General features: G+C 34.9%; 13 protein-coding genes. 11 read left to right on the top strand and 2 right to left on the bottom strand.

What is annotated here, in order from left to right:
• Positions 1 to 130 precede the first annotated feature (130 nt).
• Together VB776_RS06260 and VB776_RS06255 are read left to right on the top strand one after the other, a co-directional pair.
• Complete coding sequence (locus VB776_RS06260; RefSeq protein ID WP_323327115.1) at positions 131 to 832, top strand: hypothetical protein; 702 nt, start codon at positions 131 to 133, stop codon at positions 830 to 832.
• Complete coding sequence (locus tag VB776_RS06255) at positions 819 to 2,480, top strand: S8 family serine peptidase (protein ID WP_323327113.1); 1,662 nt, start codon at positions 819 to 821, stop codon at positions 2,478 to 2,480. The genes VB776_RS06260 and VB776_RS06255 overlap by 14 nt, the downstream gene beginning before the upstream one ends.
• Before the next feature lie 391 nt (positions 2,481 to 2,871).
• On the opposite strand, the gene VB776_RS06250 is transcribed toward VB776_RS06255, so the two are convergent.
• Positions 2,872 to 3,468: a hypothetical protein gene (locus tag VB776_RS06250; RefSeq protein WP_323327111.1), complete on the bottom strand. Its 597-nt coding sequence runs from the start codon at positions 3,466 to 3,468 to the stop codon at positions 2,872 to 2,874.
• 293 nt (positions 3,469 to 3,761) lie between these two features.
• Between VB776_RS06250 and VB776_RS06245 the strand changes: the two genes are divergently transcribed.
• From VB776_RS06245 to VB776_RS06210, 8 genes are all read left to right on the top strand, one after another.
• Positions 3,762 to 4,760 carry an SDR family NAD(P)-dependent oxidoreductase gene (locus tag VB776_RS06245; protein ID WP_323327109.1) on the top strand — a complete coding sequence of 333 codons (999 nt, stop codon included), beginning with the start codon at positions 3,762 to 3,764 and terminating at the stop codon, positions 4,758 to 4,760.
• Between the two features lie 161 nt (positions 4,761 to 4,921).
• On the top strand, positions 4,922 to 5,746 hold the full coding sequence (locus VB776_RS06240) for a helix-turn-helix domain-containing protein (RefSeq protein WP_323327107.1): 825 nt from the start codon (positions 4,922 to 4,924) through the stop codon (positions 5,744 to 5,746).
• Positions 5,747 to 6,061: 315 nt separating this feature from the next.
• Positions 6,062 to 6,433, top strand: a complete 372-nt coding sequence (locus tag VB776_RS06235; protein WP_323327105.1) for a BlaI/MecI/CopY family transcriptional regulator — start codon at positions 6,062 to 6,064, stop codon at positions 6,431 to 6,433.
• Positions 6,430 to 7,857, top strand: coding sequence for a M56 family metallopeptidase (locus VB776_RS06230; protein WP_323327103.1), 1,428 nt, complete (start codon positions 6,430 to 6,432; stop codon positions 7,855 to 7,857). Before VB776_RS06235 ends, VB776_RS06230 begins: the two co-directional genes overlap by 4 nt.
• Positions 7,858 to 8,093: 236 nt before the next feature.
• On the top strand, positions 8,094 to 10,181 hold the full coding sequence (locus VB776_RS06225; protein WP_407653797.1) for an alpha-L-fucosidase: 2,088 nt from the start codon (positions 8,094 to 8,096) through the stop codon (positions 10,179 to 10,181).
• Positions 10,182 to 10,403: 222 nt separating this feature from the next.
• On the top strand, positions 10,404 to 10,904 hold the full coding sequence (locus VB776_RS06220) for a YcxB family protein (RefSeq protein WP_323327099.1): 501 nt from the start codon (positions 10,404 to 10,406) through the stop codon (positions 10,902 to 10,904).
• Between the two features lie 424 nt (positions 10,905 to 11,328).
• Positions 11,329 to 12,366: an SDR family NAD(P)-dependent oxidoreductase gene (locus tag VB776_RS06215; RefSeq protein WP_323327097.1), complete on the top strand. Its 1,038-nt coding sequence runs from the start codon at positions 11,329 to 11,331 to the stop codon at positions 12,364 to 12,366.
• 58 nt (positions 12,367 to 12,424) lie between these two features.
• Complete coding sequence (locus VB776_RS06210) at positions 12,425 to 13,243, top strand: helix-turn-helix domain-containing protein (protein WP_323327095.1); 819 nt, start codon at positions 12,425 to 12,427, stop codon at positions 13,241 to 13,243.
• A gap of 275 nt (positions 13,244 to 13,518) precedes the next feature.
• On the opposite strand, the gene VB776_RS06205 is transcribed toward VB776_RS06210, so the two are convergent.
• Complete coding sequence (locus VB776_RS06205) at positions 13,519 to 13,788, bottom strand: hypothetical protein (RefSeq protein ID WP_323327093.1); 270 nt, start codon at positions 13,786 to 13,788, stop codon at positions 13,519 to 13,521.
• Positions 13,789 to 13,970: 182 nt separating this feature from the next.
• Here VB776_RS06205 and VB776_RS06200 point away from each other — a divergent pair, with 182 nt between their 5' ends.
• A complete protein-coding gene (locus tag VB776_RS06200) occupies positions 13,971 to 14,426 on the top strand; it encodes a hypothetical protein (RefSeq protein WP_323327091.1) in 456 nt (151 codons plus the stop codon).
• Positions 14,427 to 14,942 lie beyond the last annotated feature (516 nt).

Genomic DNA, 14,942 nt, shown 5'->3' with positions numbered 1-14,942 from the left:
ATCAAAGCCAGTCATCTTATATTTGACTGGCTTTTTTATTCTCACACTTGTGCAACGAAAATAAAGCTATTGATGTCTAATCTTTAGCTTACTATCATTTACATTTAACAAAATTTAAACTCTAATAACTATGAAACCAAAACAAACCTATTTATTGCTAATCCTCTCTTTTCTACTTCTCCAAGCTTGTGTTAATAAAGATTGTGGTTGTGTGGCTCCTCCCGAAACTGGAATCTCGTATTTCTATACTTCTATCAAACAGTTTACGATTTACGAAGTACAAGAAATAGATTACTCTCTAACACAAAATCCTAGTATTAAAAACTATCAAATCAAAGAAAGTGTAGCTTCATTTTTTACGGATTTGGATGGAAAAGAAACACTTAGAATCGAACGTTTTAAAAGAACTACAGAAAACGAAGCTTGGCAAATAGATTCTGTTTTTACCGCTAAAAAGCGTTCAAACGAAGCTCTAAAAACCGAAAATAATCAAACTTTTGTGAAATTTGTATTTCCTCTTTATGAAAACCAAACTTGGGATGGTAATGCTTATAATGCTTTAGGTAAAGACGATTATACTGTGAAAAAACTGCATCAACCTTTCAGTATTGGTAATAAAACATTTCGTAAAACTGCGACAATAATTCAACAAGATGATTCTACTTTAGTTGATTTAAAGAAAAGAATTGAAGTTTATGCAGAAGGAGTAGGGTTGATTTATGCAGAAAATAAAGACCTTACTTATTGTAATAAACCAGATTGTTTAGGAAAAAATACGATTGATTTTGGAAAAAGCTTTATTATGAAAATCAAAGATTATGGAACAGAATAAATTACTTTTCTCTTTTTACAACAAACTATGGTCGATAGTTTCTTTACTGTTATTCCTATTTTTCTTTTCAGAATCAGCTTTTTCGCAAGTTTCAGCTAAATACCTTGTTGTTTTTAAAGATAAAAATAACTCACCTTATTCCATTTCTCAGCCTTTCGCTTATTTGTCTGAACGCTCAGTGGCTCGTCGTCAGAAACAGAAAATTGCTTTTACCACTGGAGATTTACCTGTTAATCCAAGTTATATCGAAGAAGTAAAGAAGAAGGGTGCTAAAGTAATTTATACTTCACGTTGGATGAATGCGGCTTTGATAGAATGTTCTTCTACAGTTTTGACGAGTATTTTACAATTATCTTTTGTAAAAGGCTTGGAAATCAATACTTCAATTGATAATCCAAATAATAGAACAGCTCGAAAATCATCTAAGTTTGAAAATTATGAAACCGAAGCCCTGAATTATGGTTTATCAAAAACGCAAATTGAAATGATTGGTGCAGATAAAATGCACGAACAAGGTTTTCATGGTGAAGGAATGATGATTGCTGTATTGGATGCAGGATTTAACAATGCTAATAATATTGCGGCTTTGAAACCACTTTTTGATGAAAATAGGATTGTTGGTACTTATGATTTTGTAAAAAAAGAAAAGGCTGTATATGAAGATGACGGACATGGAACATCGGTACTATCGTGCATGGGTGCTTACTTAGATGGACAAATTGTTGGAACAGCCTATAAAGCTTCCTTTCTATTGTTACGTTCAGAAGATGCGGCTTCAGAATACTTAATTGAAGAAGCCAATTGGCTTTTTGCAGCAGAATATGCCGATAGCGTTGGGGTTGATTTAATCAATTCGTCGCTAGGTTACAGTACTTTTGATGATGCTAGTACCAGTCATAAATATGCTGACCTCAATGGGAAAACAACCATTGCCGCCAAGGCTGCTACTTGGGCGGCATCGGTTGGAATTGTTTGTGTAATTAGTGCGGGCAATGAAGGAAATGATGCTTGGCGATATATTTCAACCCCTGCGGATGCCGATTCTATTATTACTGTAGGGGCAGTAACTGCGTTGAAAACGTATGCTTCATTTAGCTCCATCGGTCCTTCGGCTGATGGAAGAGTAAAGCCTGATTTAGTGGCGATGGGTCAAAGTCCAGCGATTGTTTCTCCTTCTGGAACAGTTAGTACAAGTAATGGCACTTCTTTTTCCTCACCAATTTTATGTGGTTTGGTAGCAGGTTTTTGGCAAGCGAATCCAACATTAACGGCTATGGAAGTAATTGATAGATTAAGAAAATCTGGAAGTCAATACGAAAATCCAGATGAAAGATTAGGTTATGGCATTCCTGATTTTACAAGAGCCAATACACCTACTGTAGTTTTATCGACTCAAGATGAAAGCAATTCACTTTTCAAAGCATATCCGAATCCTACTTCTGGAGAAATTACAATTCAGCTTAATGAGAACAAAGTCAATCAATATTTTACCAGTTTAATGGATATTACTGGCAAAACGTTACTTTATCAGCCTATTAATTCCCAAACCTTCAAACTATCATTAGCTCATTTAAACACTGGAACTTACTTCTTGCGTATTGGTAATGAAAGTAAAAGTACTTTGGTGAAGGTTTTAAAAATGGAGTAAATACTATGGGTATAAGTGCGTTGTTTGCCATTCTTTTTGTGGTATCTGTTTTTTCAATAGTTTCTCTTACACATTTTAAAATGTACATCTATTATAAAATAGAAGAAATACGTAATGAGCAGCCATTACAATCTTATTGGCATTTTTTGTTTCTTGCAAGTTCAATTGGCATAGAAAAAACTATTCAATACCTATTTACATTTCCAGATACAAGAGAAGATATGAGTATGACTGAAACCCTATTGTTATCGCAACACAAAATCGTTAGTATTTCAACCGTCTTAATTTTTGTCTGTTGGATGGTTTTCTTTTTGATGGCGTGATAGTATTTTGTACTAAAGGACAATCTAACAACCACCAATCCAAGCAAATATCCTTTATCAAAATGCTGTTATTGCATAGCCAATAATTTAAACCTATACTTTCCTGATATGGTTGCTGTGTTTGTTCCTGGCAACTGCTGCCCTTTACAGCTATACTCACCTTCTACCCAATAGATTCTTTTACCATTTTCAACACCAGCTTTGGTGATAGACTTTATGGTATGCTTGTGAGTTGCTTCAGATGGAGCCAATGAATAGAAATAATCTGTACCTCCAGTAGTTTGTGGCACTTTTACACTTAGGTGCATAGGAATAGCTGTTGTAGGAGATGTAAAGCTGGAATATTCCAACAAAGGATGAGTTCCAGTTTTTACTGTATCTAAAGCTGCCGAAGCACCATAAAAAGCAAAAGTAAATGTTGATTTTGTAGAAGCAGAAGATGCTACAACCAACACCACCGAACTGCCACCACTAGTAGCCTCAAACTTAATAGCACTACAATCGACATGCACGGCAGTGCTACTGTTAATCTTATACTCAAAATACGGTTCTTCAGACGTACCGGGAGTTACTGGAGTGGTGGTGCCAGATGGATTATCTTCTTTAGCACAACTAACGAAACCCAGCACAAATAGTGCTAATAGTAAAGCAGACAGGTTTTTCATATAAAATAATAGAGAAAATTACACATAATATTACTGTATTTTCACCTATTAACCATGAAAAAAAAGAGAATTTTACAGCCAATTATGAGAGTTTTCCTTTGATTACCCACATTGATCCCCAAAAACTAAGAATATTGAAACAACAAGAAAAAAAGCTTCCTTTTCTATTTTAAAACATTGTAACCACTTCCTAAACGACCTTTTAAACAAAGTGTATTCGGACGTTTAAACAAAGTCGTTCCTATACATCCTATCTAACTTTGTCTCATCGAAACAATTAAAATTTTAACAAAATGAGACAAGTTAATAATTACCAAGGAACTTTACAGAACCCATTAGGTTCTGGATTCAACGCATCATCTACTTCAAATGAGGTAATCAAAGGTATTGACCTAACTGGAAAAATCGCTATCGTAACAGGTGGCAATACTGGTATTGGTTTGGAAACGACTAAAACGCTTGCAGCCGCTGGAGCTACGGTTATCGTGTTGGCAAGAGATACCGAAAAAGCAAAGAAAAATCTGGAAGGCATGGTAAATGTAGAATTAGAAAAAATGGATTTGATGAATCCTGATTCAATCGACAGCTTCGCCGATAAGTTTTTGGCTTCGGGCAGACCACTTCATTTACTCATCAATAATGCAGGAATTATGTGGGTTCCACTTCGTAGAGATAGTCGAGGTTTTGAATCGCAGTTAGTCACTAATTATTTAGCTCAGTTTCAACTAACGGCAAGACTTTGGACTGCTCTTAAAAAAGCCGAAGGAGCAAGAGTAATCAATGTTTCTTCACAAGGTCATCAATTTGCACCATTCAATTTTGAAGACCCTAATTTTCTAAACCGTGAATACGAAACGCTTCAAGCTTACGGACAATCAAAAACTGCCAGTAATTTATTTGCTCTAGAATTAGATAATCGTGCTAAAGCCCACAAAGTAAGAGCTTATTCGTTGCATCCGGGTTCAATTAATGGAACAGAGTTAGCCCGAGAAGCATCTTTAGAGTTGTTCCAACAAATGGGTTTTTTCGATGCCGAAGGTAATATTTTACCCGAAATAGTAGCCTCGCTGAAAACAATTCCTCAAGGTGCGGCAACTACCGTTTGGTGTGCAAGCAGTCCTTTACTTAATGAAATTGGAGGCGTATATTGTGAAGATGCAGACATTGCCGAATTGGCTTCTGATACTTCGATGGCTGGAGGCGTGAAATTGTATTCTTTGGAGGAAGCTAATGCAAAACACTTGTGGAAATTGACGGAAGAAATGACAGGTATTTCATTCAATATTCTTTAAGGAATAAGTAAAAAACACGAACAATATCCGTTTATCAAAATAAGTAAACCGATATTGTTCATGTGAAATTTTTAAAAATATTAACCTTCACTATATAACCTAAAACAGATGATTACTTTTGTAATACTGAATTTCATTTTGAATGAAATCAAAAAAAGACGATGGAATATCAAGCAAAATATATAACAGATGATATAAAACTTTCTTGTTATGAAGATAAGTTTTTTAAGTCGGATATTATGTTCGACCACCACATGTTGATTTGGTTTATTTCTGGAGAAACCAAAATCGTTCAAGCGGATGCAACTTATATTTTCAAAAAAGGAGATATATTTTTAATTCCAAGAAATCAGTTGGCTACGATTATCAATTATCCTAAAGACGGACAGCCACATAAAACTGTAGTCATGCACTTGTCCACGCAAAGATTAAGGGAATTTTATGCCAATCTGAACATAAAACCTAAAGTATTGGAATCATCAAAAATATATTGTTTCAATAATCATCCACTTTTAGAAAGTTGTTTGGCTTCATTGATTCCATACTTTGATATGAATGAACTGCCCGAAAATATAGCTTCACTGAAAATAACTGAAGCAATCAGTATTCTGAGAACTATCGACAAAGAAATAGATAATGTATTGGCAAACTTTGAAGAACCGGGAAAAATTGATTTGATAGACTACATGGAAAAGAACTTTATGTTTAACCTACCTTTGGAAAAGTTTGGTTATTTAACAGGAAGAAGTTTGACCACTTTCAAACGTGATTTTGGTAAAGTCTTCAACACAACTCCCCAACGTTGGATGACCCAAAAGCGTTTGGAATTGGCACATTATCAATTTGTAGAAAAGAAGAAGAAACCCATAGATGTGTGCTATGAAGTGGGTTTTGAGAATCTTTCACATTTTTCTTTTGCTTTCAAAAAACAATTTGGTTATACTCCTTCAGAGTTAATGGGGCAGCAGAATATTAGTCGTTCATAAGTAGTGATTGGAAAATTGTAATTGGTGTTTTTTCTGTTTTAAGTTGATGATTATTAGGTGTTTATTATTGATATGGCGTCGCTAAAATTGTATTCATTACTTACATGTGACTAAACCCTAGATTAACCTACGTAAAAGTCATTTGTTTTACGTAAGTTATTTTTTGAAGTGGAAATTGTTATTTTAACAACCCTTTTTTCCTGCTGTTGAATATGTAAAATAAGTAAATGAATCATTCTAAATATTTTTACATGAATGTTGTTTTATTGAAATTTTATTCTACATTTGTAGAGTAAATTACATAAACATAGAGCAATGCAATTATCTAAGGCAGAAGAACAACTAATGGAAGTAATCTGGAAGTATGAAAAAGTCTTTATGAAAGATTTAATCGATAGCTATCCAGACCCAAAACCCGCATCAACAACTATAGCTACTTTATTAAAAAGAATGCAAGACAAAGGTTTTGTAGCTTATAATCTGTTTGGGAATTCCAGACAGTATTATGCTTTAGTGAAAAAATCAGATTACTTTTCTAAGCATGTAAAAGGGATTATTGAAAACTTTTTTAACAATTCGCCCATACAATTCGCTTCGTTTTTTACAACCTCTACAGATTTGTCGTCCTCAGAATTAGAAGATCTAAAAAAAATTGTTGAACAAGAAATCAAAAGAAAAGAACAATGATAACCTACATCATCAAACTAGTTCTCTGTTCGGCAGTGTTTATTTTTACTTATAAACTACTGCTTGAAAAAGAAAAAATGCACGGCTTCAATAGAGGCTACTTATTATTAAGTCTGCTACTATCATTTGTGATACCTCTAATAACTTTTCATTATACGACACCTACATTACCTATTTCAGGAGATGAAATCTTGCCAACTAATCTTATAAATAATAATAACATCATTCAAGAAGTATCAACGATTGAAAAGACAGATTACACTTTATTAGTGTTACCAATACTTTATGGCTTGATTAGTACTTTCTTCTTGGTACGTTTTATCATTAATCTCTATAAAATTCTTGCTAAAACCCGTAATAGTAAAAAGATTCCCTTTATCAATTCTCAAATAGTATTAAGTGATGAAGCACTGAGTCCTCATAGTTTTTTGAATTATTTGTTTGTCAATAACCAAGAATATTTGAGTGGAGGAATTGAAAAGGAAATTTTATTGCATGAATACGCACACATTCAGCAGAGGCATTCTTACGATATTTTGTTGGTAGAAATCCTACAAATAGTTTGTTGGTTTAATCCAACCCTATTCATGTATAAAAAAGCAATACAGCTAAATCATGAATTTTTAGCGGATGAAGCCGTGATAAATACATATCCAAATGTAGCCAGTTATCAGTATCTACTGATTGAAAAAGCCAGTAAAAGTAATACGTATAACCTTTCAAGTTCTTTCAATTATCTCATAACTAAACAACGATTAATCATGATGACCAAATCAAAATCACCTCAAAAGGCTTTATTCAAGCAATTAACTATTATTCCAGTGTTGTCAATTGCGGTATTTGCATTTAGTACAATATCTCTTGCACAAGAAAAGCCCAGTAGTACCCAAAAAGCCAAAGAGATTGTAGTACCATCTACTCAAGATGGCGTTTCTCAAGCATTATTAGATGAGTACGAGCAAATTGTTAACAGTAAAAAGAATAAAAAGGGAATCCCTCTAATATTTAAGATTACAGATGCAGAAAGAAAAAGGTTAGAGACTATATATTTATCAATGAGCAAAGCTCAACAAGCCAAACAGCGTGTAACATTTGTTCCAAATCTCCCACCATTTCCAAAAACTGTTCCAACTCAAGAACAAATCGAAGCTTGGAAAAATGATAAGATTTATGGCGTTTGGATTGATGATAAACGAGTAAATAACGCCGTATTAAATCAATACAAAAACACTGATTTTGCACATGAATTTGTAAGTAAGCTTGAGAAAAATGCAATCAATTATGGAAAGCATTATTATCAGATAAACTTAATGACGAATGAAGGCTATGAAAAATATTATAAAGAAGAGACAACAGGAGAAAATAGGTACTATATGTCTGTTTTCGTAGGAATTAAACCTCGTAAAATGATTAAGAAGAGCTGACCTTCTATGATTAAGAGTAATTGAAGAGCTTTGTTAAATTTCCAAAATTTAGCAAAGCTTCTTTTTTGATGTCAAAAAGCCCAAAATCTACAAATCCTAAAGTCGGGAATAAGTATTGCATAATGCTCTATTGAAAATATTGGCTTTTGATAAAGTATTTTCTAAGTAAATTTACTTTAATCAAAGAGCTGTTTTTGAAGGAGACAGCGATAACTTTATCCAAATCTTACAAAAACATGAATTTTAAAAACTTTATTTTAACATGCTTCATCTTTGCCAATGCCATTATTTCAACATTCGCACAAGTAAAAGCACCTTCTCCGCTTTTTCCGATACCAAACCAAAACCAAATGAGATGGCAACAAATGGAATATTATTCTTTTGTCCATTTTTCAGTGAATACTTATACGGATATGTCGTGGGGAAAAGGGGATGAAGACCCAAGAATTTTCAATCCTGATAAATTAGATTGCCGTCAATGGGCAAGAATTTGCAAAGAATCAGGCATGAAAGGCATTATTATTACGGCAAAACATCACAGTGGCTTTTGCCTCTGGCCATCAAAATACACAGATTATTCAGTAAAGAATTCACCTTGGAAAAATGGAAAAGGCGACATGGTGCGTGAGATGGCCGATGCTTGTAAAGAGTATGGCTTAAAACTAGGAATTTACCTTTCTCCGTGGGACAGAAACCATCCAGACTATGGAAAACCCGAATACATTACTTATTTCAGAAACCAATTGCGTGAACTTTTGACCAACTACGGAGAAATCTTTGAAGTCTGGTTCGACGGTGCAAATGGGGGTTCTGGATATTATGGAGGAGCAAACGAAACTCGTAAAATTGACCGCACTACTTACTACGATTGGGAAAACACGTATAAACTTGTTCGTTCTTTACAACCCAAAATCGTAATTTGGAACGATGGTGGCGACAGAGCCGACCTTCGTTGGGTAGGAACAGAAGGAGGATATGTTGGCGAAACCAATTGGAGTTTATTGAACGACAAAGGCGATGTTCCCGAAGAAATGCTTCGTTATGGTGTAGAAAATGGCAATGCTTGGGTCCCAGGCGAAGTAAATACTTCTATCAGACCTGAATGGTTTTATCATCCCAAAGAAGATAGCCAAGTAAAAACGTTGCCACAATTGATGGATACTTATTATAATTCTATCGGTAGAAATGCTACTTTGCTGTTAAACTTTCCCATCATGCCGAATGGTTTGATTCACCCTTTTGACGAAAAAGCTGCCTTAGATTTTGGTAAAGCCGTTAAAGAAGCATTTGCTGTAAACCTTATCAAAGGGGCAAAAGTAGTAGCTTCTAATGTGCGTGGGAACGACCCGAAATTTGGAGGAAACAAAGCAATTGATGTAAGTACAGAAAGTTATTGGACAACCGATGATAAGGTAAAGTCTGCTAGTTTGACTTTCAATTTTGCAAAACCTACTACCTTCAATCGCTTTTTGGTTCAGGAGTATATCAAATTAGGACAAAGAGTAAAAGCCTTTACTTTAGAAGCCTTCGTAAACAATCAGTGGCAAGAAATCGCCAAGGAAACAACGATAGGCTATAAACGTATTCTACGTTTCAAAACTGTTAAAGCTACCAAATTGCGTTTGAACATAACAGATGCCAAAGCCTGTCCTTTGATTTCAAATATTGGCATTTACGATGCCCCTCAAATATTAGTGCCTCCCGTAGCCATGCGTGAGCGTTCGGGAGATGTTCGTATTATTGCGTCTGACATGGAATCGCAAATATATTATACATTGGATGGTAGCACACCTACTTTAAAATCGAATCAATATACTGAGCCTATCAAAACAGACGATGGTAAAGTACTCCTAAAATGTATTAGCTATGACCCGAAAAGTAAAAAGACAAGTACTTTAACGGAGGAAAAATTTGATGTTTCTAAAAAAGCTTGGAAAATTGTTGGGATTGAAGATAAGGAGGCAAACAACTTATTAGACGGCAATACTGATTCGCAATGGTATCAAAAAAATACGCTTAAAATGCCTGTTGATTTGGTAATTGATTTAGGTAAAAATCAGAACATTAGCGGTTTCAAATACTTGCCAGACCAACATTGGTGGGGTTCGGGCATTATTACACATTACAGTTTCTTTATCTCTGAAAATGGTAACGATTGGAAACAAGTAAGTGAAGGTGAATTTTCAAATATCAAGAATAATCCTTTATGGCAAACCAAAACCTTTAGCCCAAGCAAAGCACGCTATATAAAATTAAGAGCTTTGAAAAATACCGAGGACAACGATAGAGTGGGGTATTCGGAAATTGATATTATTACGGAATAGCTTATTATAAAATTCCTATTAGCTGGCGAATTAATTCGCCAGCTAATAGGAATTTTATTTTTAGGAAGATATTCTAAGTAATTTTAGCTTAAGAAAATACCATTTAATAAGTTTTTGGAAGAAATGGTGGTTGTTAACACGAGATTTACTTTTAATTTGATACTTTAGCGAACACAATGATGGAATAATCGTAACCTTAGAAAATATTAAATAAATAAACAGATGGACAAGATTGTTTTAATAACAAAGCTTAGTATTGAAGACTACATCAAGATTAATTATCATTTATTTTATCGAAAATTGACAGTCAAAGTTATGACTGGTGTTGGTGTTTTTATGCTTATTTCGCTTCTTTATGCATTTCATTCATTCAATGAATTTCCTTGGTTTCAATTAGTGTTTGGATTATTCTTAACCATTGGTCAACCAATCTCAGTTTACTTTAGTGCAAAAAAAAACTATAAAACCAATGCACGAATAGGGGAAAGAATAAGCTATGAATTTGATAATGAAAATGTCCTAGTGACTGGTGAATCTTTTGAGGCTAAATTTTCATGGGACAAAATTTATAGTGTAACAGAGAATAAAGATTGGATATTGATTTGGCAAAATAAACAAGTAGCTAATGTAGTGCCAAAGCGAGATTTTAAAGAGGGTGAACTTCAAGCACTTAAAAATATTGTAAGCTTACACAGTAAATTGATATATAAGTTGAGTAAATAAAACAGCACTTTCTAGTCCAAGTATTTTTTCAATAGCCCCACAAATAAACGTTTAAACTGCACATCTCTGCTACTTTCATTAATGAACTAAATTTGTCAGAGAGAAACAGACAACGGCAAGAGAGTAAACACATTGTGTTGTCAAACCTTGTAGAGGCAATCCCTTGCGGTTGCCTTTTGCAGGCATGATAATCCCAAAACGGCAAACGTATTATGTTATCCAGTTCTCTTTCTAGTCCAAGTATTTTTTCAATAGCCCCACAAATAAATGCTTCTCTGACTGCAAATTTTACTAACCTAATTATTTTCATCATTCCGTGTTGCTAATGACCCTATAAACAAAGCAATTCGGACTTTAAAACAAAGTTGCCCTACAAGACAATATCTAACTTTGTCTCATCAAAAAATTAAAATTTAATTTAAAAATGGGACAAACAAATTACAACGGAGCATTACAAAAACCTGTAGGTTCTGGCTTCAACGCAAAATCATCAACTATAGATGTTATAAAAGGAATTGACCTTACGGGCAAAATTGCAATCGTTACAGGTGGTGACGGAGGTTATGGTTTAGAAATCACCAAAGCATTGACTTCGGCAGGAGCAACAGTTATTGTTCCTGCTAGAAATGTAGAAAAATCAAAAGAAATTTTAAATGGAATTGCCAATGTAGAAGTAGAAACATTAAATTTAAATGAACCTATATCTATTAACGCTTTTGCAGAGAAGTTTTTACAATCGGGCAGACCATTGCATTTACTCATTAACAATGCAGGTATTATGTGGACGCCTTTGTATCGTGACCAAAAAGGAAATGAAGGACAATTTTCTACCAATCATTTAGGACATTTTCAACTTACTGCCAAACTTTGGGACGCACTAAAAAAGGCAAATGGAGCAAGAGTGGTAAATGTTTCGTCTTCTTCACACCATTATTCTCCTATTAGTTTTGAAGACGTAAACTTTTATACAAGAGAATACAATAAATTTGAAGCGTATGGGCAATCTAAAACAGCAAATGTACTTTTTGCAGTAGAATTAGATAAAGGAGGACAGCAGTTTGGCGTTCGGTCTTATGCTTTGAATCCAGGTTTGAGCTTGGAAACCAATTTGGGTAGGCATTTAACCTTTGAAGATTTTATTACTTTAGGCATCTTACATCCTGACGGAACGCCCAACACTGAAGCAGAAGCGGCTATGAAAAGCATCCAAAAAACTAAGGAACAAGGAGCAGCAACAGCAGTATGGGCAGCAACCAGTCCGCAACTTCAAAATATTGGAGGTGTGTATTTAGAAGATGTTGAAGTGGCTCAATTTGATGAGGCTAATTATGATAGTATTGCAACAACTTATAGAAATCCCGGGGGCTTTGCAGGTATAGCACCTTATGCGTTGGATCAGGAATCAGCACAAAAACTTTGGACGCTAAGTGAAGAGTTAACGCAGACTAAATTTGAAATATAATAATTTGAAATTAATGAGGTTCACATTGATGAGCCTCATTAATTTTTACCTTTGCAGTATGCCAGTAAGACAAACTAATAATAACGCTGAAATTGTGTTCACTTGTAGTGAAGCAGTTTTCTACAATACCGAATTAATTGCAGAAGAACATTCTATTGTTCGGGTGTTGTCGGGGGAATTAAAAGTGATACAAGCTAATAAAACCTACGTTTTTGGAGCAGGAGAAACGCATTTGTTTCCAAGGCATCGACTGGCTACATTAATAACATCCGAAAAAGACGGGCTTCCTTATCAAGCCATTATTGTAAAACTTACGCAAGATGTTTTGAGGGATTTTTATGAGCAAAAAAAGAATCAAATCGCTATTGTTCCTAAATCTGAACATATCATTCCATTGCCCCAAAGCCCTTTACTGGATAGCTTTTTCAGTTCGATGTTACCCTATTTTGACTTGGAATACAAATTGCCACAAGAACTTTCCAAATTGAAAATTTATGAGGCTGTTACCGTTTTACAATCTTTAAATAAAGACATCGACAACATTTTATCTGACTTTTCGGAGCCTCATAAAATCAACCTTGTTGAGTTTATGGAACGCAATTATATGTTCAATATTCCAATCGAAAAATTTGGTTATTTAACAGGTAGAAGTTTGACTACTTTCAAACGGGACTTCAAAAAAGCATTTAGCACGACACCACAAAAGTGGTTAACTGAAAAACGTTTAGAACGAGCCTATTATCAACTTACCAAAGAACGCAGAAAACCCATTGACGTTTTCTACGAGGTTGGTTTTGAGAACCTATCGCATTTTTCTTACGCTTTCAAAAAACAGTTCGGACAATCGCCCACAGAACTTACCACGGCAAGGAAATAATCCCAAACCCCAAATCCAAAGTCTTGTCTCTTTAGTCTTAAAGTCCTAAAATCCTAAAGTCCCAAATCCCCAACCCCAAATCCCAAATCTTGCATCTTGTCTCTTGCGTCTTTAGTCCCCCCTAAAGTCCTAAAATCCTAAAGTCCCCAACCCCAAATCCCAAATCTTTCCTCTTGTCTCTTGCGTCTTTAGTCTCCCCTAAAGTCCTAAAATCCTACAGTCCCAAACCCCAAATCCAAAATCTTGCCTCTTGTCTCTTGCTTCTTTAGTCTTCCCTAAAGTCCTAAAATCCTCCAGTCCCAAACCCCAAATCCAAAATCTTGCATCTTATCTCTTGCTTCTTTAGTCTCCCCTAAAGTCCCAAATCCCAAATCTTGCCTCTTGTCTCTTGCTTCTTTAGTCTCCCCTAAAGTCCTAAAATCCTCCAGTCCTAAAGTCTCCAAATACCGTTTAATAAAAAAGCGATTAAATATTCCTCCATTTTTTACGTCCCAATCAAATTTTTCTTTATGTTTGATATAACGCTGATAGATTGGTAGTTGCACCTGATATTCGACACCGATAAACCATCTTTAGCGATACCCTTTCGTTGCCATTATCATTCAGAAAATTTACGTTCCAGCTTCTTTTTGAGAGAAGAAATTCTTACAAAACGATTGCACCTTTCTGGATGATTGCCCCGAAAAAAGCATACTCTTATCTATTGCAATTTTAAACATCCAATAAAATGAGTAACACAAACAAAATCTCAGCCGTTTTGCCCGAAGCAGACAAAACCGCAACCCTCGCTTTACTTGAACAAGTAAAAACCAAATTACCTTTTTTGATTAGTACGCCTATTGGGCAAGCTCCTAAACATAAAATGGGACCCAGCAGTGTAGAGTATGTAGGACTTTGCTTGGAAGGAGTTAGAACATATCCAACCAAGATGAGAGCGGATTTTGATGCACCCGAATTTGAACGGGATGTGAATTTGATTAGTCAGCTATGGAGTGTACGCATAGCGGTGGCAGATTTATTAGCAAGAATTGATGATACGATGGACGCCGCAAGTGCCGATGCGATGGTTACTTCTGATAAAGTGTATGATTCACTAAAAGGAGCTGCCAAAGAAGACGGAGCGATTAACGAACTTTTAGCCAGAATTGCATTGAGATACAAAAAGAAAAATAAGAAAGATTAAAATTCTTTAATTATTTTCGGAATGATGAATATGGCTAATGAGGTCAATAATCATTAGCCATATTTTATGTCATCGAAGAGATATAAAGTGATTCCTGAGAGATATTTTGTGTCATCGAAGAGATGTAAAGTGATTCCCGAGAGATGTTTTGTGTCATCGAAGAGATGTAAAGTGATTCCCGAGAGAAATTTTGTGTCATCGAAGAGATAAAAAGTGATTCCCGAGAGATGTTTTGTGTCATCGAAGAGATGTAAAGTGATTCCCGAGAGATGTTTTGTGTCATCGAAGAGATATAAAGTGATTCCCGAGAGACATTTTGTGTCATCGAAGAGATGTAAAGTGATTCCAGAGAGATGTTTTGTGTCATCGAAGGAAAAACCAGTTTTACTCGAATGAGCGGACGCTTATTTAAATTTTAAGTTGTAGGAGAGCCTACGTGGCACCCTCCCCTTAGTTGTGTAAGTTTTGTTGGGGCTTTGATTTTTTAAAAAATCAAAGCCCCAACAAAAAACTTTA

The sequence above is a fragment of the Arcicella gelida genome, assembly GCF_034931025.1.
Taxonomy (GTDB): domain Bacteria; phylum Bacteroidota; class Bacteroidia; order Cytophagales; family Spirosomataceae; genus Arcicella; species Arcicella gelida.
This window is presented reverse-complemented; position numbering and strand designations above follow the sequence as displayed.